Annotated in this window: 22 protein-coding genes; 12 read left to right on the top strand and 10 right to left on the bottom strand. The window is 42.0% G+C overall.

Annotation, left to right across the window (positions count from 1 at the left end; genetic code table 11):
• The first annotated feature begins 133 nt into the window (after positions 1-133).
• Positions 134-3,823, top strand: coding sequence for a phosphoribosylformylglycinamidine synthase (gene purL, locus LKO28_RS03540; RefSeq protein ID WP_227693315.1), 3,690 nt, complete (start codon positions 134-136; stop codon positions 3,821-3,823).
• A gap of 58 nt (positions 3,824-3,881) precedes the next feature.
• Here the strand turns inward: purL and LKO28_RS03545 are convergent, their stop codons facing one another.
• The gene (locus LKO28_RS03545; protein WP_227693316.1) at positions 3,882-4,829 is read right to left on the bottom strand and encodes a Na/Pi cotransporter family protein; all 948 of its coding nucleotides are present in this window, start codon (positions 4,827-4,829) and stop codon (positions 3,882-3,884) included.
• A gap of 190 nt (positions 4,830-5,019) precedes the next feature.
• Here LKO28_RS03545 and kdsB point away from each other — a divergent pair, with 190 nt between their 5' ends.
• The 3 genes from kdsB to LKO28_RS03560 are packed head-to-tail and all read left to right on the top strand — an operon-like array spanning position 5,020 to position 7,208.
• Positions 5,020-5,763, top strand: a complete 744-nt coding sequence (gene kdsB / locus LKO28_RS03550) for a 3-deoxy-manno-octulosonate cytidylyltransferase (RefSeq protein ID WP_227693317.1) — start codon at positions 5,020-5,022, stop codon at positions 5,761-5,763.
• A gap of 17 nt (positions 5,764-5,780) precedes the next feature.
• The gene (locus LKO28_RS03555) at positions 5,781-6,440 is read left to right on the top strand and encodes an HAD family hydrolase (RefSeq protein ID WP_227693318.1); all 660 of its coding nucleotides are present in this window, start codon (positions 5,781-5,783) and stop codon (positions 6,438-6,440) included.
• A gap of 3 nt (positions 6,441-6,443) precedes the next feature.
• A complete protein-coding gene (locus tag LKO28_RS03560; RefSeq protein WP_227693319.1) occupies positions 6,444-7,208 on the top strand; it encodes a sulfite exporter TauE/SafE family protein in 765 nt (254 codons plus the stop codon).
• Positions 7,209-7,214: 6 nt separating this feature from the next.
• On the opposite strand, the gene LKO28_RS03565 is transcribed toward LKO28_RS03560, so the two are convergent.
• Positions 7,215-7,490, bottom strand: coding sequence for a GNAT family N-acetyltransferase (locus tag LKO28_RS03565; protein WP_227693320.1), 276 nt, complete (start codon positions 7,488-7,490; stop codon positions 7,215-7,217).
• Between the two features lie 124 nt (positions 7,491-7,614).
• Between LKO28_RS03565 and mqnC the strand changes: the two genes are divergently transcribed.
• The 3 genes from mqnC to LKO28_RS03580 all read left to right on the top strand — a co-directional run bounded on the left by mqnC (position 7,615) and on the right by LKO28_RS03580 (position 9,601).
• Positions 7,615-8,736, top strand: a complete 1,122-nt coding sequence (mqnC, locus tag LKO28_RS03570; RefSeq protein WP_227693321.1) for a cyclic dehypoxanthinyl futalosine synthase — start codon at positions 7,615-7,617, stop codon at positions 8,734-8,736.
• Positions 8,737-8,747: 11 nt separating this feature from the next.
• On the top strand, positions 8,748-9,308 hold the full coding sequence (scpB, locus tag LKO28_RS03575; protein WP_227693322.1) for an SMC-Scp complex subunit ScpB: 561 nt from the start codon (positions 8,748-8,750) through the stop codon (positions 9,306-9,308).
• A gap of 131 nt (positions 9,309-9,439) precedes the next feature.
• Positions 9,440-9,601, top strand: coding sequence for a hypothetical protein (locus LKO28_RS03580; protein ID WP_227693323.1), 162 nt, complete (start codon positions 9,440-9,442; stop codon positions 9,599-9,601).
• A 100-nt stretch (positions 9,602-9,701) separates the two neighbouring features.
• On the opposite strand, the gene LKO28_RS03585 is transcribed toward LKO28_RS03580, so the two are convergent.
• The 6 genes from LKO28_RS03585 to LKO28_RS03610 form a co-directional block, all read right to left on the bottom strand.
• On the bottom strand, positions 9,702-10,031 hold the full coding sequence (locus tag LKO28_RS03585; RefSeq protein WP_227693324.1) for a helix-turn-helix domain-containing protein: 330 nt from the start codon (positions 10,029-10,031) through the stop codon (positions 9,702-9,704).
• 92 nt (positions 10,032-10,123) lie between these two features.
• Positions 10,124-11,494: a Mur ligase domain-containing protein gene (locus tag LKO28_RS03590; protein WP_227693325.1), complete on the bottom strand. Its 1,371-nt coding sequence runs from the start codon at positions 11,492-11,494 to the stop codon at positions 10,124-10,126.
• Between the two features lie 19 nt (positions 11,495-11,513).
• Entirely contained in the window at positions 11,514-12,353 is an 840-nt protein-coding gene (gene prmA / locus LKO28_RS03595; RefSeq protein WP_227693326.1) for a 50S ribosomal protein L11 methyltransferase, read from the bottom strand.
• Positions 12,353-13,123: a triose-phosphate isomerase gene (tpiA, locus tag LKO28_RS03600; RefSeq protein ID WP_227693327.1), complete on the bottom strand. Its 771-nt coding sequence runs from the start codon at positions 13,121-13,123 to the stop codon at positions 12,353-12,355. Before tpiA ends, prmA begins: the two co-directional genes overlap by 1 nt.
• A 21-nt stretch (positions 13,124-13,144) precedes the next feature.
• Positions 13,145-14,332 (bottom strand): putative sugar nucleotidyl transferase, encoded by a 1,188-nt coding sequence (locus LKO28_RS03605; protein ID WP_227693328.1) that lies wholly within the window; start codon positions 14,330-14,332, stop codon positions 13,145-13,147.
• An 84-nt stretch (positions 14,333-14,416) separates the two neighbouring features.
• The gene (locus LKO28_RS03610) at positions 14,417-14,662 is read right to left on the bottom strand and encodes a type B 50S ribosomal protein L31 (RefSeq protein WP_130139794.1); all 246 of its coding nucleotides are present in this window, start codon (positions 14,660-14,662) and stop codon (positions 14,417-14,419) included.
• A gap of 199 nt (positions 14,663-14,861) precedes the next feature.
• Here LKO28_RS03610 and lysS point away from each other — a divergent pair, with 199 nt between their 5' ends.
• Complete coding sequence (lysS, locus tag LKO28_RS03615) at positions 14,862-16,568, top strand: lysine--tRNA ligase (RefSeq protein WP_227693329.1); 1,707 nt, start codon at positions 14,862-14,864, stop codon at positions 16,566-16,568.
• Between the two features lie 27 nt (positions 16,569-16,595).
• Here the strand turns inward: lysS and kdsA are convergent, their stop codons facing one another.
• Both kdsA and recQ read right to left on the bottom strand, forming a co-directional pair.
• Positions 16,596-17,411 (bottom strand): 3-deoxy-8-phosphooctulonate synthase, encoded by an 816-nt coding sequence (gene kdsA / locus LKO28_RS03620; RefSeq protein ID WP_227693330.1) that lies wholly within the window; start codon positions 17,409-17,411, stop codon positions 16,596-16,598.
• A 12-nt stretch (positions 17,412-17,423) separates the two neighbouring features.
• Positions 17,424-19,613 (bottom strand): DNA helicase RecQ, encoded by a 2,190-nt coding sequence (gene recQ, locus LKO28_RS03625; protein WP_227693331.1) that lies wholly within the window; start codon positions 19,611-19,613, stop codon positions 17,424-17,426.
• Between the two features lie 93 nt (positions 19,614-19,706).
• On the opposite strand from recQ, the gene LKO28_RS03630 reads away from it, so the two are divergent.
• The 4 genes from LKO28_RS03630 (at position 19,707) to LKO28_RS03645 (ending at position 24,217) form a co-directional block, all read left to right on the top strand.
• The gene (locus LKO28_RS03630; protein WP_227693332.1) at positions 19,707-20,672 is read left to right on the top strand and encodes an SIS domain-containing protein; all 966 of its coding nucleotides are present in this window, start codon (positions 19,707-19,709) and stop codon (positions 20,670-20,672) included.
• Between the two features lie 135 nt (positions 20,673-20,807).
• Positions 20,808-21,185, top strand: a complete 378-nt coding sequence (locus tag LKO28_RS03635) for a DUF1573 domain-containing protein (protein ID WP_227693333.1) — start codon at positions 20,808-20,810, stop codon at positions 21,183-21,185.
• Positions 21,186-21,286: 101 nt separating this feature from the next.
• Complete coding sequence (locus tag LKO28_RS03640; protein WP_227693334.1) at positions 21,287-22,507, top strand: pyridoxal phosphate-dependent aminotransferase; 1,221 nt, start codon at positions 21,287-21,289, stop codon at positions 22,505-22,507.
• A gap of 75 nt (positions 22,508-22,582) precedes the next feature.
• Entirely contained in the window at positions 22,583-24,217 is a 1,635-nt protein-coding gene (locus LKO28_RS03645) for an ABC-F family ATP-binding cassette domain-containing protein (RefSeq protein ID WP_227693335.1), read from the top strand.
• The last annotated feature ends 8 nt before the right edge of the window (positions 24,218-24,225 follow it).

Consider the following 24,225-nt stretch of genomic DNA (forward strand, 5'->3'; position numbering starts at 1 on the left):
CTTAGCGTTAAAAAAGGGATAATACAATATTTTAAAATACAATATTTTAAGTAGTGGGGTTATGTAAAAAAGACTAAAATACTCCGTATATTTGTACTTTGATTTGAAGAACGTTCAAAATACACCATTAGTAATGATTCATTTCTTTGTGAACCCCAGTCACACCGTGTATGGTGTGCAAACCCAAAACGATTTATCGGTAGAAGATATCTCCAGATTAAACTGGCTGTTTGGAAGCGCGCAAAAGCTCGATGAACAGACGTTAACCAACTATTATGTCGGTCCTCGCGCTGCAATGGTAACTCCTTGGAGCACCAATGCTGTTGAAATTACACAAAACATGGGTATTCAAGGTATTATCCGCATAGAAGAATTTTATCCAGTAGATGAAAACTTTACGGATTTCGACCCGATGATTTCTCAGAAATATACTGCATTAACCCAAGATATATACACGATCAATATCCAACCGGAACCCATCTTGGAAATTGACGATATTGCTGCATATAATGAATCCGAGGGCTTAGCATTAAATCCCGAAGAAGTCGATTATTTAAATAAGCTTGCTGAGAAAATCGGACGTAAGCTGACGGACTCAGAAGTTTTTGCATTTTCACAGGCGAATTCAGAACATTGCCGACATAAGATATTCAACGGAACCTTTATCATCGATGGCGAAGAGCAACCCTCTTCCCTATTTAAACTGATTAGAAAAACATCCGAAGCAAATCCTAACGAAATTGTTTCAGCATATAAAGATAATGTTGCATTTGTTAGAGGCCCTAAAGTGACCCAGTTTGCACCAAAATCAGCAGACAAACCCGACTTCTACGAAGAAAAAGTGTTTGAATCCGTACTTTCCCTGAAAGCGGAAACGCATAACTTCCCGACAACTGTCGAGCCCTTTTCGGGCGCTGCCACCGGATCCGGCGGTGAAATCCGCGATCGCCTAGCGGGTGGCCAAGGAGCGTTGCCGTTAGCGGGTACCGCTGTCTATATGACTGCATATTCCCGTTTGGAAGGAGATGCTTCACAAGATAAGCCTTGGGAGAACAGTATGGAAGAACGTCCTTGGTTATATCAAACCCCTATGGACATTCTCATCAAAGCGTCAAATGGTGCATCAGATTTTGGAAACAAATTTGGACAGCCGTTGATTGCTGGCTCTGTACTAACCTTTGAACACGAAGAAGAAGGCCGGAAATTGGGCTATGATAAAGTGATTATGCAAGCGGGTGGTATAGGTTACGGGAAGGCGGACCAAGCAAAAAAACACACGCCAAAAACAGGAGACAAAATTGTTATCCTCGGCGGCGAAAATTATCGCATAGGTATGGGAGGCGCAGCCGTATCCTCGGCCGATACCGGTGCTTTTGGTTCTGGCATCGAATTGAATGCCATTCAACGATCGAACCCCGAAATGCAAAAACGGGCAGCAAATGCCATCCGTGCTTTTGTAGAATCCGATAATAACCCCATCGTTTCTATTCATGACCATGGTGCGGGCGGACACCTCAATTGTTTATCCGAACTGGTAGAGGAAACGGGAGGATTAATTGATATGGATAAATTGCCTGTTGGCGACCCCACACTATCTGCAAAAGAAATTATCGGTAATGAATCTCAGGAGCGTATGGGCTTGGTCATTGCCGAGGACGATATAGAAACTTTAAAAAAGGTAGCTGATCGCGAACGTGCTCCTATGTATACCGTGGGAGACGTAACCGGTGATCACCGGTTTACTTTCCAATCGCAAGCAACCGGTGAAAAACCGATGGACTACGATTTGGCTGACTTCTTCGGATCATCGCCCAAAACGGTGATGAAAGATCATAAAATTGACCGTCAATACGCGGATCTTTCTTACGATACAAACCAGATCCCTATTTATTTAAAACAGCTTCTACAATTGGAAGCCGTCGCTTCAAAAGATTGGTTAACAAATAAAGTAGATCGTTGTGTAGGCGGTCGTGTTGCTAAGCAACAATGTGCAGGCCCGTTGCAACTTCCATTAAATAATGTGGGGGTTATGGCACTCGACTATAACTCTACCGAAGGTATTGCCACCAGTATAGGTCACGCACCTTTAGCAGCATTGCTTGATCCGGTAGCCGGTTCGCGTAATGCGATAGCCGAAGCGCTGTCTAATTTAGTGTTTGCTCCCATCAAAAATGGTTTGGCAGGCGTTTCACTTTCCGCAAACTGGATGTGGCCGTGCAATAATGAAGGAGAAGATGCACGTTTGTACGAAGCGGTAAAGGGATGTTCCGATTTTGCGATCGCCTTAGGTATCAATATCCCTACCGGAAAGGATTCATTGTCGATGAAACAAAAGTATCCAAATGGCGAAAACGTAATTGCGCCAGGAACTTTAATTATCTCGGCCGGAGGAAACTGTACTGCTATCGATAAGGTCGTCGAACCGGTATTAGCAAAAAATGCGGGTTCTATTTACTACATCAACCTGTCTCAAGACGCCCTAAAACTGGGCGGTTCATCTTTTGCTCAGATTAACAATAAAATAGGAAAAGAAGCGCCTACGATTCAAGATGCCACCTACTTAAAAAACGCATTCAATGCCATACAGGAGGCAATATTATCAGGCAGTATAGCTGCAGGGCATGACGTGGGATCGGGAGGATTAATAACCACCTTATTAGAAATGACGTTTGCCGACACCAACTTAGGAGCGGAATACGATTTAAGTGGGTTGGGCGAAGCGGATACCGTTAAAGCGTTCTTCAACGAAAACATCGCTGTTGTTTTGCAGGCAAAAGACGACGCCACACTGGAAACCATCCTTGAGCAGGCAGGTGTAACAGCTGTAAAAATAGGAAAAGCTATCCACGGGACAACGGTATCCATAAAAAACAATACCGATACGTTCACCTTCGACGTCGCTGAAACACGGGATACATGGTTTAAAACGTCATTTTTACTGGATAGTAAACAGTCAAAAAATGGCATGGCGCAGGAGCGTTATAACAACTATAAAAATCAACCTATCCAAGTGGTTTTCCCTACACAATTTGATGGTAAAAAACCCGCACGCTCCTCAAACGGAACGACGAGGCCCAAAGCAGCTATCATTCGGGAGAAAGGATCAAACTCCGAAAGAGAAATGGCCAATGCCATGTATTTAGCCGGCTTTGATGTAAAAGACGTGCATATGACCGACTTAATTTCAGGTCGCGAAACACTTGAAGACATCCAATTTATAGGCGCTGTTGGCGGTTTCTCTAACTCGGATGTATTAGGCTCAGCAAAAGGTTGGGCCGGAGCATTCTTGTACAATGAGAAAGCCAAAACAACATTAGACAATTTTTTCGCACGACCAGATACGATGTCGGTAGGTATTTGTAACGGCTGTCAATTGTTTATGGAATTGGAGATGATTAATCCTGACCATGAAGTTCACGGCAAAATGTTGCACAACACCTCGCAGAAACACGAATCTAATTTTGTTTCCGTAAACATACAGGAGAATAATTCCATTATGCTTTCTTCTTTAGCCGGAAGCACCTTAGGTGTATGGATTTCACACGGTGAAGGGAAGTTTAACCTTCCGCACACAGAAGATCAGTACCATATCGTTGCCAAGTATGCTTACGAGCAATACCCACATAACCCGAATGGATCAGACTTCAACACGGCGATGATGTGTGACAAGACCGGACGCCATCTCGTAACAATGCCCCATATCGAGCGCTCTATCTTCCAGTGGAACTGGGCGTACTATCCTTCTGACAGGCAAGACGACGAAGTCACGCCTTGGTTAGCTGCCTTTGTGAATGCCAGAAAATGGTGTGAAGCGCATAAATAATTAAGGAAACGATCCGCAATTTGCGGATCGTTTTTTTATCCTTCCAAGACAGGTACACTTAGCTTTGCTTTACAATTGCTGCTTTATACCATCGATGTTTTTTTAGAATCGTCATCGTCGGCGATAAAAAAACGTAGAAAAAAAGTGAGGTTACCGTATTCGAAATCGTGAACGCAATAGCAACCTGTAAAGCGGGTACCGCAGAGAAAGAAATTGCAAATTTTTCTAGTACACCGAAAAATGGAAGCACAATCAATACGCCAATAATATTAAACAATGAAGCGGATAATGCGACGAGTCTAGATAGCGGCGCAAAACGTAAGCTAATCATCAACGCAGTAGACGTCGTACCGATATTAGCTCCAATAACAATAGGAATTGCGGCAGATAAATCGATAGTCCCCTGGCTGATCAATACGATGACCAATCCCACTACTACCGAACTTGATTGGACAATGATCGTAATAATAATACCATATAAAATCCCCATTAGCGGACTATTAGCTTTTGCTAAAATATCAACCAACAAAGGGTCGTCCTTTATCGGTTGCATCGCATCGCTAATCAGTGCTAAGGCGAAGAAAATAAATCCAAAATAAAAAATAGATTTACCAGCCACCGAAATTTTACCTGGAATCATACTCACTAAGGTGCCTAATACGATGAAAAAAGGCCCCAATAATGTCGATTGGAACGATACAATCCACGCTGTCGCCGTTGTACCCACATTCGTTCCTAAAAGGATAAGCAAACTGTCCCGAAACGTGATGATCCCTGTATTCACCAAAGAAACCGTTAGGGACGAGACAAATGTACTTGACTGTATAATACCCGTAACACAGGCACCCAACGCAAAACTACCCAATTTCCATTTTGTCAAATAACCGATCCATTTGGACAGTTTCTCTTCTCCAAAGTGTTCAATTTCCTTACTAAAACTTTGCAAGCCATATACAAATAATGCTATAGCTGAAACGATCACCATTACCGTCTGCAGTGCCTCCATATAGAACAGGTTAAAACCCAAAAATACGGTTTAATTATCGACTAACGATAGTTCCCTAGGCTATTCCCTAATTTTTACAATAAGTAGGCTAAGAAAGATCAGAACGGGCAACAGACTAAAAAAATCATTTCCGTCTGAAGGAAATTTAGATTATTCTTTGAGGTAAACAAAGTAATGCCTTTCTTTGAATATGAGAATAATCGGAATTATCCCCGCAAGATATGAATCGTCTCGTTTCCCGGGGAAGCCATTGGTTGATATTGGAGGAAAATCCATGATTCAACGGGTTTACGAACAAGTGAAAGGTTGTGCTGGCCTGTCCGAAGTTATTGTTGCTACCGATGATCGCCGGATTGAGGAACACGTCCGCTCATTCGCCGGCAATGTAATTATGACGGCATCTACCCATCAATCGGGCACCGACCGTTGCGCCGAAGTCGTTTCGAAAATAAGTGGTTTCGATGTTGCGATCAATATTCAGGGCGACGAGCCTTTTATAAGCCCCTTACAAATCGAACTATTGAGCAACCTTTTTCAAGACAGCACGACAGAAATAGGAACTTTAGTAAAAAAAATCGATAGTACAGACGATCTTTTTAACCATAGTATTCCGAAAGCAATCATTAACTCGAAAAATGAAGCACTCTATTTTTCACGGCAAACCATCCCTTTTCAACGAGATGTAGCGCAAAGTGAATGGATAACGAATTATACCTATTTTAAACATATTGGTATATACGGCTATCGGGTTGATATTCTCCAGGAAATCACTCAACTTCCTGTATCTTCTTATGAGAAAGCAGAAGGGTTAGAACAATTACGGTGGTTAGAAAATGGCTATAACATTAAAATTGCAAAGACCGAATTTGACACCATTGCCGTAGATCATCCCGAAGACATTGAACTCATTAACCGAAAATTTTTTAGTCAATAAAACTGTATCTTTGCTGCATGGATCAATTTGCAGTAATTTTCGATATGGACGGGGTCATCTGCCATACCAACCCCTACCATGCTAAAGCATTCGAACGTTTTTTTGACAAGTATAAAGTCCCCTACACAGAAAAGGAATTTGAAGAACATATGTATGGAAAACATAATAGTTATATTATGACCCATTTCTTCAAAAGAACGATCGCCGGAGACGAATTAAAACAATTAGAAGAGGAAAAAGAATCCCTGTTTCGAGAGATCTATAAACAACAAATTGATCCACTCCCGCATTATCTAACGTTTCTAGATGATCTAAAATCAAAAGGATTCAAAACCGCCGTAGCCACCTCCGCACCGCAGGCAAACCTGAACCTAATCGTTGATAAACTTCAAATCGGTGCCAAAATGGAGTCTATACTCGCCAGCGAAAACGTTTCGCAGCATAAACCCCACCCCGAAGTATATTTAAAATCTGCCGATAATCTAGGTATAGCACCTAACGCTTGTGTAGTTTTCGAAGATTCTTTTTCGGGCGTTACGGCAGCCCGAAATGCCGGAATGAAAGTCGTCGGTGTATTGAGCTCTCATCAGAAAGAGGATTTGCCGCCCTGTTCCTTGTATATTCACGATTATAGTGAAATTGACGCTGATCGCGTGTTAGCCTTACTAAAAAGCTAATTGATGAACGAAGCGTTGCAACTCCTCTCCTCACCCATGGGGTGGGTCTTGTACTTTCTTTGTGCCATGTTGATCGGGATGTCTAAAACCGGCATTCAAAATATTGGTACGTTAGCTGTACCTCTATTTGCATTCTTGTTTGGCGCAAAATATTCCACGGGCATTGTCCTGATTTTACTCTGCATCGCCGATCTGGTCGCCGTTATTTATTATCGGAAAGAATTTCTTTGGGGAGAGGTTAAAAAACTACTACCGGCCTCCTTATTTGGTCTAGTTGTCGGACTGTTACTCGGTAACTACATCAACGACAAAATATTTAAGTTACTTATCGGCAGTTGTATTATCGTCGGTGTCGGAATTATGATTTGGTTAGGAAGAACATCGCAAGAGAAACAGGATCAGCTCACGAAAAACCGGTGGTATTCGCCCGTATTTGGCTTTATCCTCGGCTTTTCTACGATGATCGGCAACGCTGCTGGGCCTGCCCTATCTGTCTATATGCTCTCTAAGCGCCTAGACAAAATCAGCTTTGCAGCTACGTCTGCTTGGTTTATTATGCTTTTAAATTTCGCGAAAATACCGCTACAGGCCTTCGTTTGGCACAACCTTACCTGGGCTGGTTTTTATCTTAATTTATTTGCTATCCCCTTCATTCTGCTCGGCGGTTTTATCGGTATAAAAATCATTCGGATTCTTCCAGAGAAGGAATTTCGCGCGCTCATCATTACCTTGGTGGTCATCTCCGCAATATTGCTAATTATATTGTAGCCGCTCCTATTTTTTTAACACATCCTGTTCAGCAGGATACCGTTCAAAAACCGTTTTGGCAAACGAACAAGCCGGAACTACCTTCCAATCATTTTCTCGCGCTTGATGGATTGCCGCTAACACCAACTCTTCTGCGATTTTATTTCCACGGTAAAAAGCCTCGACCTCCGCATGGGAAATAGTCATAACGTTGTCTTCGACGCGATAAATCAATTCACCGATCTGTACCTCGTCATTTACTGCAAGCCATCTGCCACGATCCGCTATATGTGTAAGTTCCATAATTAGATATTTAAATATTTTATATTCCTTTTCGAATAAATATAACAATATTTTAGGATAATAGTTTATAGGCGGCATGAAGCTTTCGTTAAAAAAATAAAAATCCTGCGTATCTTTGTTAGTAATGAATGTAGACAAATTACTTGCGCGTGCGCTTAATTTTGAATTCCTATCTAAGGAAGAGGGTATCTATTTATACCAGAATGCTGCGACGGCCGATTTGACCTATGTGGCGAATATTTTACGTAAAATACAAGTTCCACATGGTAAGGTAACTTGGCAAATTGACCGTAACGTTAACACGACAAACGTCTGTATAGCGAACTGTAAATTTTGCAATTTTTTCCGTCGGCCGGGCCACGAAGAAAGTTACATTACGGATATTGAAACCTACAAACAGAAAATCGAAGAAACCTTTCGGTATGGCGGAGACCAGCTGCTGTTACAAGGTGGACATCATCCAGATTTGGGCTTGGAGTTTTACACCACTTTGTTCAAACAGCTCAAGGAACTATACCCCACCCTCAAACTACATTCTTTAGGCCCACCGGAAATCGCCCACATCGCAAAACTGGAAGGATTATCACATATCGAAGTCCTACGTGCGTTAAAAACATCTGGATTAGACTCCTTGCCCGGTGCAGGAGCCGAAATACTGAACGACCGTGTTCGCCGGCTGATTTCAAAAGGAAAATGTGGCGGACAAGAATGGCTTGATGTGATGCGTGCTGCCCATCAGGTCAATTTACCTACATCCGCGACCATGATGTTTGGTCATATTGAGACCATCGACGAGCGCTTTGAACATTTGGTATGGATTCGCGAGGTCCAGCACGAAAAACCTAGCGACGCCCATGGATTTATAGCATTCATCCCCTGGCCTTTCCAAGACGACGGCACGTTATTAAAACGGCTCCGGGGGATCACCAATAATGTCAGCAGCGAAGAATATATCCGGATGATTGCATTGAGTCGTATCATGCTACCGAATATCAAAAACATACAGGCCTCTTGGCTTACCGTGGGGAAGAAAACGGCTCAACTCTGTCTACACGCTGGAGCCAATGATTTCGGTTCTATCATGATAGAAGAAAACGTTGTTTCCGCAGCAGGTGCCCCGCATCGATTTACGTCGACCTCGATACAGGAAGCCATCCGAGAAGCAGGATTCGAACCCAAATTACGTACGCAGAAATACGAATTCAGGGATCTTCCACAAATGGAAGAACAAGTTATTAACTATTAAAGTATTTCGTTGTGAAAGATATATTACTGAATATAGAGGCTATTATTTTTGCATCAGAAGAGGGAATTACTGTCAATGATCTGAAGCAGGTACTCAAGGACGCATTAGCCATCGAAATTAATAAACAAGAGGTTTTAGAACTCTTAAAGAAAATCGCAGAAAAGTACGATGATGAAAATCAAATTTTCAGTTTAGAAGTTTTCCATAATCAATATCAATTTCTCACGAAAGCAAAGTACCACGAAGCGGTCAACCAACTGCAAGCGCATAAAGACAAAAAGAAATTGAGCCAAGCTGCATTGGAAACACTATCTATTATCGCTTACCGACAACCCATCACGAAGTTAGAAGTAGAACAAATCCGGGGCGTAAATTGCGACTATTCGATTCAACGACTGCTGGAAAAAAATCTTATTGAAATTGTCGGAAAAGCAGAAACTATAGGCAAGCCCCTTTTATATGCAACCAGTGGGCAGTTTATGCAGCACTTCGGCGTTAAGACAGTTAAAGATCTACCACAGCTGAAAGACATTATCACTGCCGATAATAGTATAGGCGAAGTGGCAAAATAGCTTGATAGCATTTTAACTAACTGGTTAACAAGCAATAAAAAAACAAAAAAAATTTCAAGTTCGAAGATTCTTGATTATTTTTACCGTCGGTAACAAACAGCAGATTTATCATTTATTAACACGACAAGACTATGATGGCAGCGGCAGAAAAAGAAGTTTTGATTGACGAAATTATCAACTTTAATGGTCCCGAAGATGATGCGGATGATGTCTATGATGACGATTTTGAACTAGATGAGATTGATTCGATCGGCGAGTTTGATGATTTCGACGATGATGACGACGATTTTTAACAAATAATTTCGTGAAGTTGATGAAGATTCTTAATAATATGAATCAAAAAAGAGAGCATCGTCCAATGCTCTCTTTTTTGATGCCTTAACTGACAGGCAACTATTTCTTATGAAGCTGCTCATACAGCTCGATAACTTTCTTTTGCAATTCTATTACTTCTGCTTCCCGAGTTTGCAATTGTTTATTCAAATCCTCAATTTGACCCATTGCCTGCCGATCTTCTTCCGAATCGGTTGTCGACAATAATTGCACCAAAGACAATCCAAATAGTTTAGAAATCTGATTCAGTCTAGACAAGTTTACGTCCGTAATACCTGTTTCAATTTTCGAAAAGGCGGGGATAGAAATATCTAAACGTTTTGCTACATCTTCTTGACTCCATCCTTTTCCGTGCCTTAATAGGCGAATTTTCTTTCCTAATGCATTCATATCGGCTATTTACTACCTAAGTTATTGGAATAATCTTCTTTTCCTTCAAAAGTAATAAAAAGTCACTAAAAAGACTGCCTTTTACAGAATAATTAATAATTTTTAAGGAATTTATCTGCTAAACTAACAATATCCATACTATTATGATCTGGCGAAATCATAAACAGTGAATTGAATCCCAAAGACTTAAATTCCTCTAAATACAATTCTAAAGATGGAATATCCGTTAAAAAGACTAAATTCTCATGATTAAACACTTGCTGGATTTCCTGTCCCAAATTGCTTAATAATATATTTTTATCTTTTATAACTTCTTTGTTAATCAGGATAGCCGCATAATCAGATTCATCCATAGATTCGCGATAAGTATCCAAGAAGCTCTTATTGATCACATCATACACATTGAGTTCAATGATCGTTACGAGCGCCTGGTTCGGAAATTGCTCCTTAACAGCATGTATACTTGTTCGGAGTTTATAGGGAGAGTAGAGAAAGTCTTGGTATACGACGCGTTCGTTATCACTCGCGACAAACTCCAGGTAACGAATAGAGCTCTTAAAATCTTTGATCGCTTCGTAGAAGTCAACCCGTTTTATACCAAGCCACTCGCATACCGTATATGCTCCGGCAATGTTCGACAAGTTCAATTTTCCAAATACCTGTAACGGAATACGTTCTTCACCTAAATGTAGATACGTGATCCCCTTATTAATCGTATACTCGGGCAGCTTATAGCCATGCCGGTTGATATTACATTCCGAAGTCTCCTCAACAATTTTCACCAGACTCGCACTATCTTTGTTGTAGATCAAAGTACCTTTGCGAACAATCGTGTCGATAAGCGTCTCAAACTGCTTCACATATTCCTCCTGCGCCATATTCGCTCTGCTCTCGTTCCATTCTACACCACTAATCAACGCAATATTTGGATGGAAGAGATGAAACTTCGAGCGATGATCTATCGGAGAAGCATAGTATTCATCTCCTTCCAATAAAATGATCTTATTGTGCGTGGTCAGTTTAACCAGTGAATCAAACCCCTCTAGTTGTGCACCAACGAGGTAATCAAAATCGCGCCCCAATTTCTTCATCACGTGCATGATCATACTCATAATGGTTGTTTTCCCATATGTTCCAGCTACAACCACCCGAGTTTTATCCACGCTTTGTTCGTAGATAAATTCGGGAAACGAATAGATCTTAATATTCAGCTCTTGCGCCCTGAGCAGCTCCGGATTGTCGTCTGCAGCATGCATTCCTAAAATAACGGCATCAATATCCTCGGTGATCACTTCTGGAAACCAGCCTGTCGTTTCGGGCAAAAGTCCAGCTTTTTTTAACCTCGATTTTGATGGTTCCACTACTTGGTCATCGGATCCACTCACTTGATGCCCTTGCTCCGCCAATGAAATGGCTAAGTTATGCATCACCGCACCGCCGATCGCTATAAAATGAACTCGCATACTTCTTGAAAATAAAACGTCAACATCTTACAAATTTCGCTGCACACCATCTATCCTGCACTTTTTTGTCTTGGTAAACAAATCCTACCGATTCGGCGGTTTGTTTCAATATCTCCAGATCTTCACCGTCATAGAAACCACTAATATACAATTCTCCCCCCGGCTTTGTACTTTGCCCATATTGTTCGAATTGATCCATTAGAATATTACGATTTATATTCGCAAGAATAATATCAAATACGCTGCCTTTTATACATTCATCAGATCCCAGGACCGCATCGATAGACACGATATTATTCCGCAATTTATTTTCCTCCACACTTGCCACACAAACCTCATCATAATCTACCGCTAAAACATGTTTCGCTCCACGCTTAACCGCCAATATAGCGAGGATACCCGTCCCGCAGCCCATATCAGCCACTACTTTGTCCTCAAAATTATTAGCTAAAATATAGGAAAGCATCATCGCAGTAGTTTGATGATGCCCTGTCCCAAATGACATTTTTGGGTCAATAACGATCTCATACGGCACCTCTGGCTTCTCTTCATGAAAAGTCGCCCGTACATAGCAGATATTATCGACCGTTATCGGCTGAAAATTACTCTCCCATAGCGCATTCCAATTTTGATCTTCTATTTGTGTGATCGTATAACGGATATCAAAATCAACAGCTTCGCGCAACAACAATGTTTCCAGCGCCTGTATATCCAGCGAAGCTGTGGGAATATAAGCTACAAATCCTTGTTCAATGTGTTCGAAGGTGTCATAACCAATTGCTCCTAAAGAATCAACCAGCAGATCCCGTTGCCAGTCGGCTATAGCGGAAGAAGTAAACGTAACCGAAGAGTACTTCATTATTTTGTATTAAAAACCTTAACAATTTCTAAAAAGTCACGTGATTTTAGGGAAGCTCCACCAATCAAGCCACCATCGATATCCGCTTGCGAAAACAACTCATTCGCATTTGCCGGATTACAGCTTCCACCGTAAAGTATGGTCGTGTTTTCGGCGATTCTTTCCGTGTATTGATTCGCTACCGTTTCCCGAATAAAAGCATGTACTTCTTGCGCTTGTTCCGGTGACGCCGTCAACCCTGTTCCAATAGCCCAAACGGGTTCATAAGCCAACACCACTTTTTCAAATTCTTCACTCGATAAATGAAATAGACCCTTTTCCAATTGCGTTTTAATCACATCAAAAACTTGACCGCCTTCGCGCTCATCTTTTGTCTCTCCTATACAGAAGATGGGTTTAAGACCATTAGCCAATGCCGCGTCCACTTTTTGTGCCAATAAAGCATCTGTCTCGCCGAAATATGCCCTACGCTCGGAATGCCCAAGCAAAACATAATCCGCACCCGTCGATTTCACCTGTGCGCCAGATAGCTCACCCGTATATGCTCCAGATTCTGCCTGATGAATATTTTGCGCACCCACTGTCACATTGCCTACAGGCGCCGCTAATTTAGCTATACTATGTAAATGGATCGCAGGACTACAAACAATAACTTCCTGTTCGCCTACTACCTCGTCCTTCACCATATTCACAATTTCCGAAAATAAGCTTACGCCTTTCTCGTAGTCCAAATTCATTTTCCAGTTTCCTGCTACAATTTTTTTTCTCATCGTTTTTTATCGTTATCTATTTTATTTACTAAATTCTTCCTGTGTACACCTGCTATAAACCTCCTGTAATATACGAAGATCTACCTCATACAGCGGTTTATTTGTTAAATCCCCCCGCATTTTCAACATATCCTCAAATTTGCGCCAGACATATCGCTCTTGTTTTTGATCGGTTATCCAAGAAAAGTCTCCCACAAACTTCGGAATAATATTTGATAATGATAGCTGTGCCCCCACACCGATCACTGCCCCCGTTGTAATGGATGAATTAATACCACACATGGCAAAATCCCCCATAAATACCCCTACTTTATTCCGTCCTGTTTCTCGCCAGTTATCCAGTTTATAATCATACAACTTAATAGCTTGCCAATTGTTCTGGAGATTAGAGTTACTCGTACCTGCTCCCAGATTGCATCCTTCGCCAATTACCGCACACCCCAGGTAACCCGCATGTCCTTTTGCACTATTTTCCCACATCACGCTATTATTAATCTCTCCACCTATGGTTGCATATGGGCCAATACTCACGTTCGGATACAAACAGCTTCCCATCTTTACCCGGGCCCCTTTACCGATCGCAATCGGCCCCTTTAAATGGCTTCCTTGCTCCAACACCACATCGTCTCCTATATAGATCGGGCCGCTCAACGCATTGAATGTGCATGCAAAGGCTTGTACATTTTTTCCTACAAAAAGGGCATCTCCTATTATCGTATTAGAAGCATGGAGCTTTGCCGAAGTCTTCCCATTTGTCAGCAAGTTAAAATCAAAAACAATCTGTTCGGCATTATGCAGATAAATATCTTCTAAGAATTGAATTCGCTGCAACTCCCCGGTATAGGAATGAATAATCAAGGCATCACTCCTCGGCTCAGCAGACCACGTACCTATCCGATAGGCGATCCACTCCCCATCCTTTTCTAAAACACTGTCTTCTTCCAAATCAAATAGCGCATCAACGAGATCCGCTGTCGGACAGAGATTAGCTCGCACCACCAAACAAGGAGCCGTCGATGAAGGGCCCTTAAATTTTTCTTGAAGATAAGGCTCTGTATAAAAACTGACGGGAACATTCCATATAGACTGCCATTTTTCTTGGATAGTCAAAATTCCCACTCGAAACGCCCCAACCGGTCTAGTGAAAGCCATTGGCAACAAATGTTCTCGCCATGGGGCTCGATCATGTAAGACGATTTCTAACCGCATAATCCGATAAATTTACATAAAAAAATCCCGACAAGAAGAACCTATCGGGATTAAAGTTATTTTGACCGAAGCCTATAATCGGGATTACTTCTGGTAACGGCTACGGAATTTATCGATACGTCCAGCTGTATCAACCAATTTCATTTTACCTGTATAAAAAGGGTGTGAGGTGTGCGAAATCTCCAATTTCACCAATGGATACTCATTACCATCTTCCCAAGTAATAGTCTCTTTTGTGTCTACACATGATTTAGTTACAAAAGAATAGTCGTTCGACATATCTTTGAAAACAACTAATCTGTAGTTTGATGGATGCAGATCTTTTTTCATTTCTATCTTATGATTATAATATATTCAACAATTTGAGGTGCAAAGATAATCTATTTTTCTAAACTAAACAAAAGAATAAATTTAAAATACTATATTTTAACGACGGCATCCCCAACTCTTCAATCTCCTTGCTACGTATACAAACATCCACTTTTTTTTCCTATTTTTGCATTCTCATTTAGCACTTTGAATCATTAACATGAGCACTGTATTATCAGAACAGGAACAACAGCGTAGACTAAATCTCCAAGCCCTTATTGACTTAGGTATTAACCCCTATCCAGCGGACGAGTTTAAAGTAAATGTTTCGGCTGCCGATATCTTGGAAAACTACGAAAGAGATAAGTTAAATTATAAAAATATCCGTTTTGCCGGAAGGATGATGAGCCGCCGTATTATGGGAAGCGCATCATTCATGGAGCTACAAGATGCGACTGGCCGCATCCAAGCGTATGTCAAACGCGACGACATTTGCCCAGGTGAAGACAAAACATTATACAACACAGTTTTCAAGAAACTATTAGATATTGGGGATATTCTCGGCATCGAAGGATATGTTTTCACCACCCAAACAGGTGAAATCTCGATTCATGTCGAAAAGCTCACGATATTAACTAAAACATTGCGCCCCCTGCCTATTGTCAAAGAAGCTGATGGTAAAACGTATGATGCATTTACCGATCCAGAACAGCGGTATCGTATGCGATACGTAGACTTAATCGTTAACCCGCAAAACCGGGAAAGATTCATTAAGCGCACGAAACTGTTCAATGCCATGCGTACGTTTTTTAACGAGGCTGGCTATATGGAGGTCGAAACACCTGTTCTTCAAGCTATCCCCGGAGGCGCAGCTGCGCGTCCATTCATTACCCACCACAACGCGTTAGATATACCCTTGTATCTACGCATCGCCAACGAGTTGTACCTTAAACGGCTTATTGTCGGCGGGTTTGATGGTGTATATGAGTTTTCGAAAAACTTCCGTAACGAGGGAATGGACCGAACACACAATCCAGAGTTTACCGTCATGGAAATATACGTAGCTTACAAAGACTACAACTGGATGATGAGCTTTACGGAGCGGTTACTCGAACATTGTGCACTTGCTGTGAATGGCACAACGAAAGCAACCTTCGGAGAATACGAAATTGACTTCAGAGCTCCTTATAAGCGTGTAACAATGGCCGATGCCATTAAAGAATTTACCGGCTTCAATATTATCGGCAAATCGGAGGCAGAAATTCGGGAAGCCGCTAAGACAATGGGTATCAGCGTCGATGACACGATGGGAAAAGGCAAATTAATTGACGAGATCTTCGGCGAAAAATGTGAAGGCAATTATATACAACCTACATTCATCACCGATTACCCTATCGAAATGTCGCCCTTAACCAAAAAACACCGTAACAATCCGGAGTTGACAGAACGCTTTGAACTCATGGTATGCGGAAAGGAAATCGCGAATGCTTATTCCGAGCTAAACGATCCGCTAGACCAGCGTGAACGTTTTGAAGACCAACTTCGTCTTTCGGAAAAAGGAGATGATGAAGCGATGTTTATCGATCAGGATTTCTTACGCGCGCTGGAATACGGTATGCCTCCTACTTCGGGGCTTGGCATCGGTATGGACCGTTTGATTATGTTCCTGACCAATAATGCTTCTATTCAAGAAGTATTGTTTTTCCCACAGATGCGTCCGGAGAAAAAGGAAATCACCATTGAGCTAACAGATGAAGAAAAACTTGTCTTAGCCCAGCTCCAACAAGAACGGAATAACTTAGCTGACGTGAAAGAGGCTACGGGACTGAGTGGCAAAAAGTGGGACCTTGCTACAAAAGGCCTACGCCAGAAAGATATGATTAATATCGTCGTCGAAGGCGACAATAAATTTATTCTAAAAAATTAGCGCCGGGATTAAACCCAGCGCTAATTTTCATATCACCGCTTCCCTTACACGAACCAACTTCTCCAGCAAACCTTCTAATAAGTCGAGGTGCAACATATTTGCCCCATCCGATTTTGCATTAGCGGGATCAGGATGCGTCTCTATAAATAAACCATCTGCCCCCACCGCAATGGCCGCTTTAGCAATCGTCTCGATAAGCTGGGGTTTTCCACCTGTAACACCCGAACTTTGGTTAGGCTGCTGCAGGGAATGTGTACAATCCATAACCGTCGGCACACCAAAAGATCGCATTTCAGGTAATCCCCTAAAATCCACAATCAAATCCTGATAACCAAAGGTATTTCCTCGATCGGTCAAAAACACTTTTTCATTACCGGCATCTTTTACCTTATCCACGGCAAACTTCATCGATGCTGCCGATAGAAATTGGCCTTTCTTAATATTGATCACTTTGTCCGTCTCCGCAGCGGCGACCAGTAATTCGGTTTGTCTACAAAGAAATGCCGGAATCTGTAACACATCCACATACGCAGCTGCAACAGCTGCCTCTTGACTTTCATGAATATCAGTTACAGTTGGAACACCGAAAGTCTGCCCTACCTTTTCCAATATTCTTAATGCTTTTTCGTCTCCTATCCCCGTAAATGAATCTGCACGCGAGCGATTGGCTTTGCGGTATGAACCTTTAAAAATATAGGGTATTTCAAATTTGTCCGTAATCTTTACGATCCGTTCGGCGATACGCATCGCCATCTCCTCGCCTTCTATAGCACAGGGTCCGGCCATTAAAAAAAAACGTGAAGAATTTCCATGCTGAATAGCAGGTAGATATTGTTGAATCATATATTTTGGTGGTTAATTCCCTAACTCAGACATGAATTTAATCCGCATTAACTGCACATCCTCATACGTGTAGTCATCTTCACCAAGCTCATTCAGAGCTTCTTGAATGGAATCTACCTCGGCCGTCCGGAAGTAGTCATACACCTCTTCCTGTCGATCACTATCAATCATTTCATCCACAAAATACCCGATATTGAGCTTTGTTCCTGAGTTGACAATAGACTCTACCTCTTTAAGTAAATTTTCATAACTAATACCCTTAGAAGATGCGATATCGTCTAAACCAATTTTTCTATCGATATTTTGGATAATAGAAACTTTCAATGCCGATTTGTTTGCGGTACTTTTGATGACGAGATCCAGCGGACGGTCTATATCATTTTCATCCACGTACTGCTTTATGAGCTCCACAAATGGTTTACCAAATTTAAGCGCTTTACCCGCCCCAACGCCATGCATTTGCTTTAACTCATCTAAACTTACCGGATAATGCGTACACATCTCGTCTAGTGAAGGATCCTGAAAGATTACAAAAGGCGGCAGCGATTTCTGCTTAGCTATTTTCCTCCGCAACTCTTTCAACATTTTCAACAACTCTGTATCCAATGTTCCGGACGCCTGAACGACATCCTCTGTGCCATCCTCATCGGCCCGTTCCATTATTCGGTTGAGAATAAATCTAATATTATATGGGTTGGCTAAATACCTTCTCCCGTGCTCGGTCAAAGTTAACAAACCATAATGGTCGATATCTTTTTTCAGGAAGTTATTTAATTCGGTTTGACGAATTAGCGATTTCCAATAGTTCACGCCTAAGCTCTTCCCTGTTCCAAACAAGGGATGCACATCATGTTTATACGAGGAAACCGGTTGGTTATTCTGCCCTATCATGACATTGATGATGTGATGATCATCAAATTTTTCTCCTTCTTGCTCAATAAAACGCAGAATCGCTATTAAATTTTCTTCTGCATCAAAATATGTTTTGGGTGCCCGGCAATTATCACACATACTATTACAGCCCGTCTCATCGAACTGCTCACCAAAGTAATGCAAAATCTGTTTCCGTCGACATACCGATGATTCCGAATAATCGATTACTTCTTTTAATATCTGTGTACCGATCTCTCTTTCAGAGACGGGCTTATCTTTCATGAACTTGGTTAGCTTTTCAATATCCTTTTCAGAATAAAATGCTAAACAAATACCCTCACCACCATCCCGGCCGGCGCGCCCCGTCTCTTGGTAATACCCTTCCATAGACTTGGGAATATCATGATGAATAACATACCGCACGTCCGGTTTGTCAATTCCCATTCCAAACGCAATAGTAGCCACGATAACTTCCACATCTTCCATCAGGAACTTGTCCTGTGTATCGGCTCGGGTCTTTGCATCAAGTCCGGCATGATAAGGTAATGCTTTTATACCATTAATATTAAGCACTTCGGCCACCTCCTCCACCTTTTTGCGGCTGAGGCAATATATAATACCTGTTTTACCAGCGTTATTACGAATAAACTTTACAATCTCCTTAACTACGTTTTTTTTCGGACGTACCTCGTAGTATAAATTTGACCGATTAAAAGACGATTTGAACAGCGTCGCATCATTCATCTGTAAATTCTTACGAATATCCGATTGCACTTTAGGGGTAGCCGTTGCTGTCAATGCGATAATAGGGATATTCTCCCCAATCCCATTGATAACCTGTCTTATTTTGCGGTATTCCGGACGGAAATCATGCCCCCATTCCGAAATACAATGGGCTTCATCCACGGCAACGAAGGAAACTTTAATCTGTCTTAGAAAAAGTGCGTTCTCTTCCTTTGCTAACGACTCCGGCGCAACGTAAAGCAGCTTGGTTTTACCGTCCGTCACATCCTTTTTCACCTTGGTAATCTCTCCCTTGTTGAGCGAGGAATTCAAAAAATGTGCAATGCTGTCATTCCCTCCAAATGCCCGCAATTGATCAACTTGATTCTTCATCAGTGCTATCAGCGGCGAAATGACGATGGCAGTACCTTCGCTCATCAGTGCAGGCAATTGATAACAAATGGACTTCCCTCCACCTGTAGGCATAATAACAAACGTATCCTTTTTATTCAATATGTTTGTTATTATAGCTTCTTGATCCCCTTTAAAGGTATCAAAGCCAAAAAACTCCTGCAAATTGTCAAATAGTGATTTTTCTATTTCCATTGACCTCAAAACAAAATTAGATGGATCCGAGACGCATATGAGCGTTTAATAATTACTTTTGTAGTTATTAATATAAAATTAACTATTTTTTCTGTGATACACAACATCGATATCAAAAAGACTGCAATAGACACATTGGAACTGGAAGCCGCGGCAATTTATAAGTTGGCGCAATTCATTGACGATGATTTTGTAAAGGTTGTAAATCAGATATTAGGCCTACCCGGCCGCATTATCGTGACCGGTATAGGCAAGAGTGCTATCATCGCTCAAAAAATAGTAGCCACACTTAATTCAACCGGTACACCGGCTATCTTTATGCATGCTGCCGACGCCATTCACGGCGATCTCGGTATTATCCAAAAACACGATCTTATTATTGCGCTTTCTAAAAGTGGTAATACGCCAGAAATCAAAGTACTGGTCCCTTTTCTCAAGCAAACCGGTAACACGCTAGTAGCAATGGTAGGCAATATGGATTCTTTTCTGGCTCAGCAGGCCGATTTCATCCTCAACACATCCGTCGTACGAGAAGCCTGTCCAAACAACCTAGCTCCCACCACCAGCACAACGGCACAGCTCGCCATGGGAGATGCGTTAGCCGTTTGTCTCCAAACATGTCGACAATTTTCCGACCGCGATTTTGCCAAATATCACCCCGGAGGTGCACTCGGCAAACAGTTATACTTAAAGGTTAGCGATCTGTCAGATAACAACGGAAAACCAGCAGTCCCTCCTTCAGCAAGTGTGCGCGAAGTAATCATTACAATCACCAAAGATCGCTTGGGTGCTACTGCCGTGATTGAAGACGACCTGATCGTGGGGATTATTACGGACGGAGATATTCGCAGGATGCTGGAAAAACATGATGACATCAGTCCGTTAACGGCAAAAGATATCATGACTAACAGCCCCAAACATATCCATAGAGAAGCACTTGCGGCAGATGCGCTTCACATCCTACGTCAACACAATATATCCCAGCTGATTGTCCTCCAAGACGGATTTTACGCTGGTATAATACATATACAAGATCTCTTAAAAGAAGGCATCCTATAACGCACTCTGTAATATTTTTGTTTATTTCACAGAAATCAATCGCTATATTTTGCGCTATTTATAATTTTGGCGTATCTTTTGATAATTTGATATTATATTGAGTTTATAGAAGTTTAGCGTTAAAGAAATAGTAAGATGAAGAAAAGAACATTAGGAATATTGGCGACGTTTGTAGCGATCATTGGTTTCGTATCAATGGCGGTAGCTATCGGAGAATTTAAATTTGAAAAAGAAACACATGATTTCGGGAATATCCCGCATAATAAACCTGCCTCATACAGCTTTCAGTTCTCTAATACCGGAGACGCTCCCATTATTATCAACGAAGTAAAACCTTCTTGTGGCTGCTCTGTAGCAGAGTTTACGAAAACCCCGATTAAGCCGGGAGATACAGGCAACGTATCGGTCACTTATAACGCCGCGGCGAGAGGGCCTTTCACGAAGCAATTCACCATTAAATCAAACACTAAAACACCTATCAAAACCTTGACGATTAAAGGAAATGTAGAATAATTCTCTTTCCAACTGAAGAAGCAGCAATATAGATTCCGTAAAAGGCCGTCAATTGATGGCTTTTTTTATTAGTTTTGCAGAAACTATAAACGTACAAGGTAATGCCAGAAATATCAAAAAGGGGCATAGATATGCCCGCTTCCCCTATTAGAAAGCTTACGCCGTATGCAGAACAGGCTAAAAAAGAAGGGAAGAAAGTATACCATCTGAATATTGGACAACCCGACATAGAAACGCCGGAAGTTATGCTAAATGCCCTAAAAGACATCAACTTCTCTATATGGGCATACACAGCTTCTGAAGGCATCGCCTCCTACCGAGAAAAACTAGCATCATATTATAATAAGGTGGGCTACAATATCGCTCCGAGCGACATTCTAGTAACCCATGGCGGGTCCGAAGCACTTACCATTGCTATGCAAAGCTGCCTTAGTCCGGGAGATGAAATCATTATCCCCGAACCGTTTTATGCGAACTACAATGGATTTGCTTGCGTAGCGGACGCCGTTGTCAAACCTATCCTATCCTATATCGACACGGGGTTTGCGTTGCCGCCGATCGCTGAATTCGAAAAAGTAATTACGGATAAAACACGGGCGATAGCCATCTGTAATCCCAATAACCCCACAGGTTACCTTTATTCGCGGGAAGAAATGGAATCCCTGCGTGACTTGTGTTTAAAGTACGATCTCTATCTTTTTGCAGACGAGGCTTATCGCGAGTTTTGTTATGATGGCAATACATTTGTTTCTCCCATGCACCTTGAGGGGCTGGACGAACACGTTGTTATTATCGACACCGTCTCCAAACGCTACTCGGCGTGTGGTGCGCGCATCGGCTGTTTAATCACCAAAAATAAGGACTTGTATCAAACTGCACTGAAGTTTGCACAAACCCGCTTAAGCCCTTCGCTAGAAGGACAGATTGCAGCAGAGGCAGCCATAGATACACCAGATAGTTATTTCGAATCGGTATCCAAAGAATATACGGCACGGCGCGACACACTTGTAGAAGGATTAAACCAAATTCCAGGCGTATCATGCCCGGTTCCTGGGGGTGCGTTTTACGTCGTCGCGAAACTTCCCATAGACAATGCCGACAAGTTCTGTCAATGGATCTTAGAAGAATTTTCTCATAATAACGAAACGGTCATGATGGCTCCTGCTACCGGCTTTTACAGCACGCCTAACGCCGGAATCGATCAGGTACGCATCGCCTATGTTCTCAAACAAGAAGATCTACGTAATGCGTTGACCTGCCTAGCAAAAGCTTTGGAGGAATATCCAGGTCGCGTCACAATAGACACTGCTTTCCCTGCTTAAATTCATTTCCGTAGCCGTCCCAGTTGGGACATACACAAATAGATAAAGAACAAAAGAAAACTGTATCTTTGCAACATGATTAATGTATCCAATTTATCGCTTCGTTTCGGGAAGCGCGTGCTGTTTGAAGATGTAAATTTGAAATTTACACCTGGAAACTGCTATGGAATCATAGGAGCCAACGGTGCTGGTAAATCGACATTCCTGAAAATAATTTCAGGTGAGATCGATCCTTCGACAGGCTCCGTTGCTTTTACCCCGGGCGAGCGTATGTCTGTATTAAAACAGAATCATTACGAATTTGATGAATTCACCGTTCTCGAAACGGTCATGATGGGGGACCAGGAGCTGTATAAGGTGATGAAAGAGAAAGATGCCATCTATATGAAAGAGGATTTTTCCGATGCGGACGGCGAACGTGCCGGCGAATTAGAGAGTCTCTTCGCAGAAATGGATGGGTGGAACGCAGAAAGCAATGCAGCCACTTTATTGAGTAACCTAGGCATCAAAGAACATCTCCATTACAAATTAGTTCAAGAACTTGATGGTAACGAAAAGGTACGCGTACTATTAGCGCAGGCGTTATTCGGCAATCCTGATATTTTGATTCTCGATGAGCCTACCAACGACTTGGACATCAATACCATTGCATGGTTAGAAGATTTCTTAGCAGGCTATGAAGCTACTGTCTTAGTCGTTTCGCACGACCGTCACTTTTTGGACCATGTGTGTACCCATATTGTCGATATAGATTTTGGCAAGATGAACATTTACACCGGTAACTATAGTTTCTGGTATGAATCTTCTCAACTGGCGCTGAAACAGCGGGCGGATCAAAACAAAAAAATGGAAGATAAAGTGAAGGAGTTGCAGGAATTCATCCGTCGCTTCTCGGCCAATGCTTCCAAATCGAAGCAGGCTACTTCCCGGAAAAAAGCATTGGAAAAACTCAATGTCGAGGAGATCAAGCCTTCCAACCGGAAGTATCCGGCGATTATGTTCAACCAAATGGACCGCGAACCTGGCGACCAAATATTGCAGGTAGAGGGTTTAAGCAAATCCGTTAACGGTGAAGTGTATTTTAAAGACGTTACCTTCATGATCAATAAGGGCGACAAAATCGCTTTATTGTCAGAGAATTCGTTGGTTACTTCCGCATTTTACGAAATACTAGCGGGGCGCGACAATGATTTTGGCGGCGAATTCAAATGGGGTGTTACCATTACCCCAACGGACATGCCGATCGAGAATGCTGCGTATTTTGAAGGACGTGACGAAAATCTCGTGGATTGGCTTCGTAATTACACGTCAAAACCGGAAGCAGATGAACAATTTATCCGGGGGTTCCTTGGAAAAATGTTATTTTCCGGCGAGGAAGTACTTAAAAAAGTATCGGTATTATCCGGTGGAGAAAAAATGCGCTGTATGTTCTCTAAAATGATGCTTCAAGGCGCCAACTTCCTGTTATTCGATGAGCCGACAAACCACCTTGATTTGGAGTCCATTACCGCGTTAAACAACGGTATGGTAGACTTCAAAGGTTCCATGTTATTCACCTCGCGTGACCACGAGCTTACGCAGACCGTTGCGAACCGCATCATCGAGCTTACGCCAAATGGTGTTATTGACAAACTGATGTCCTACGATGAGTATATCAACTCCGACGTTGTCAAAGCACAACGTGAGGAACTGTACGGCAAAACTGTATAAGGAAAAAA

The sequence above is a fragment of the Sphingobacterium sp. FBM7-1 genome (assembly GCF_020687765.1).
Classification (GTDB): Bacteria; Bacteroidota; Bacteroidia; order Sphingobacteriales; family Sphingobacteriaceae; genus Sphingobacterium.

Bases quoted from the DNA above. Each gene is read 5' to 3' on its own strand.
- LKO28_RS03580 (WP_227693323.1), top strand. From the start codon at position 9,440: ATGATGGCAGCGGCAGAAAAAGAAGTTTTGATTGACGAAATTATCAAC.
- lysS (WP_227693329.1), top strand. From the start codon at position 14,862: ATGAGCACTGTATTATCAGAACAGGAACAACAGCGTAGACTAAATCTC.
- LKO28_RS03590 (WP_227693325.1), bottom strand. From the start codon at position 11,494: ATGCGAGTTCATTTTATAGCGATCGGCGGTGCGGTGATGCATAACTTA.
- LKO28_RS03545 (WP_227693316.1), bottom strand. From the start codon at position 4,829: ATGGAGGCACTGCAGACGGTAATGGTGATCGTTTCAGCTATAGCATTA.
- LKO28_RS03645 (WP_227693335.1), top strand. From the start codon at position 22,583: ATGATTAATGTATCCAATTTATCGCTTCGTTTCGGGAAGCGCGTGCTG.
- purL (WP_227693315.1), top strand. From the start codon at position 134: ATGATTCATTTCTTTGTGAACCCCAGTCACACCGTGTATGGTGTGCAA.
- LKO28_RS03610 (WP_130139794.1), bottom strand. From the start codon at position 14,662: ATGAAAAAAGATCTGCATCCATCAAACTACAGATTAGTTGTTTTCAAA.
- LKO28_RS03635 (WP_227693333.1), top strand. From the start codon at position 20,808: ATGAAGAAAAGAACATTAGGAATATTGGCGACGTTTGTAGCGATCATT.
- LKO28_RS03565 (WP_227693320.1), bottom strand. From the start codon at position 7,490: ATGGAACTTACACATATAGCGGATCGTGGCAGATGGCTTGCAGTAAAT.
- kdsA (WP_227693330.1), bottom strand. From the start codon at position 17,411: ATGATTCAACAATATCTACCTGCTATTCAGCATGGAAATTCTTCACGT.
- kdsB (WP_227693317.1), top strand. From the start codon at position 5,020: ATGAGAATAATCGGAATTATCCCCGCAAGATATGAATCGTCTCGTTTC.
- LKO28_RS03560 (WP_227693319.1), top strand. From the start codon at position 6,444: ATGAACGAAGCGTTGCAACTCCTCTCCTCACCCATGGGGTGGGTCTTG.
- LKO28_RS03605 (WP_227693328.1), bottom strand. From the start codon at position 14,332: ATGCGGTTAGAAATCGTCTTACATGATCGAGCCCCATGGCGAGAACAT.
- LKO28_RS03585 (WP_227693324.1), bottom strand. From the start codon at position 10,031: ATGAATGCATTAGGAAAGAAAATTCGCCTATTAAGGCACGGAAAAGGA.
- recQ (WP_227693331.1), bottom strand. From the start codon at position 19,613: ATGGAAATAGAAAAATCACTATTTGACAATTTGCAGGAGTTTTTTGGC.
- tpiA (WP_227693327.1), bottom strand. From the start codon at position 13,123: ATGAGAAAAAAAATTGTAGCAGGAAACTGGAAAATGAATTTGGACTAC.
- prmA (WP_227693326.1), bottom strand. From the start codon at position 12,353: ATGAAGTACTCTTCGGTTACGTTTACTTCTTCCGCTATAGCCGACTGG.
- LKO28_RS03640 (WP_227693334.1), top strand. From the start codon at position 21,287: ATGCCAGAAATATCAAAAAGGGGCATAGATATGCCCGCTTCCCCTATT.
- LKO28_RS03555 (WP_227693318.1), top strand. From the start codon at position 5,781: ATGGATCAATTTGCAGTAATTTTCGATATGGACGGGGTCATCTGCCAT.
- mqnC (WP_227693321.1), top strand. From the start codon at position 7,615: ATGAATGTAGACAAATTACTTGCGCGTGCGCTTAATTTTGAATTCCTA.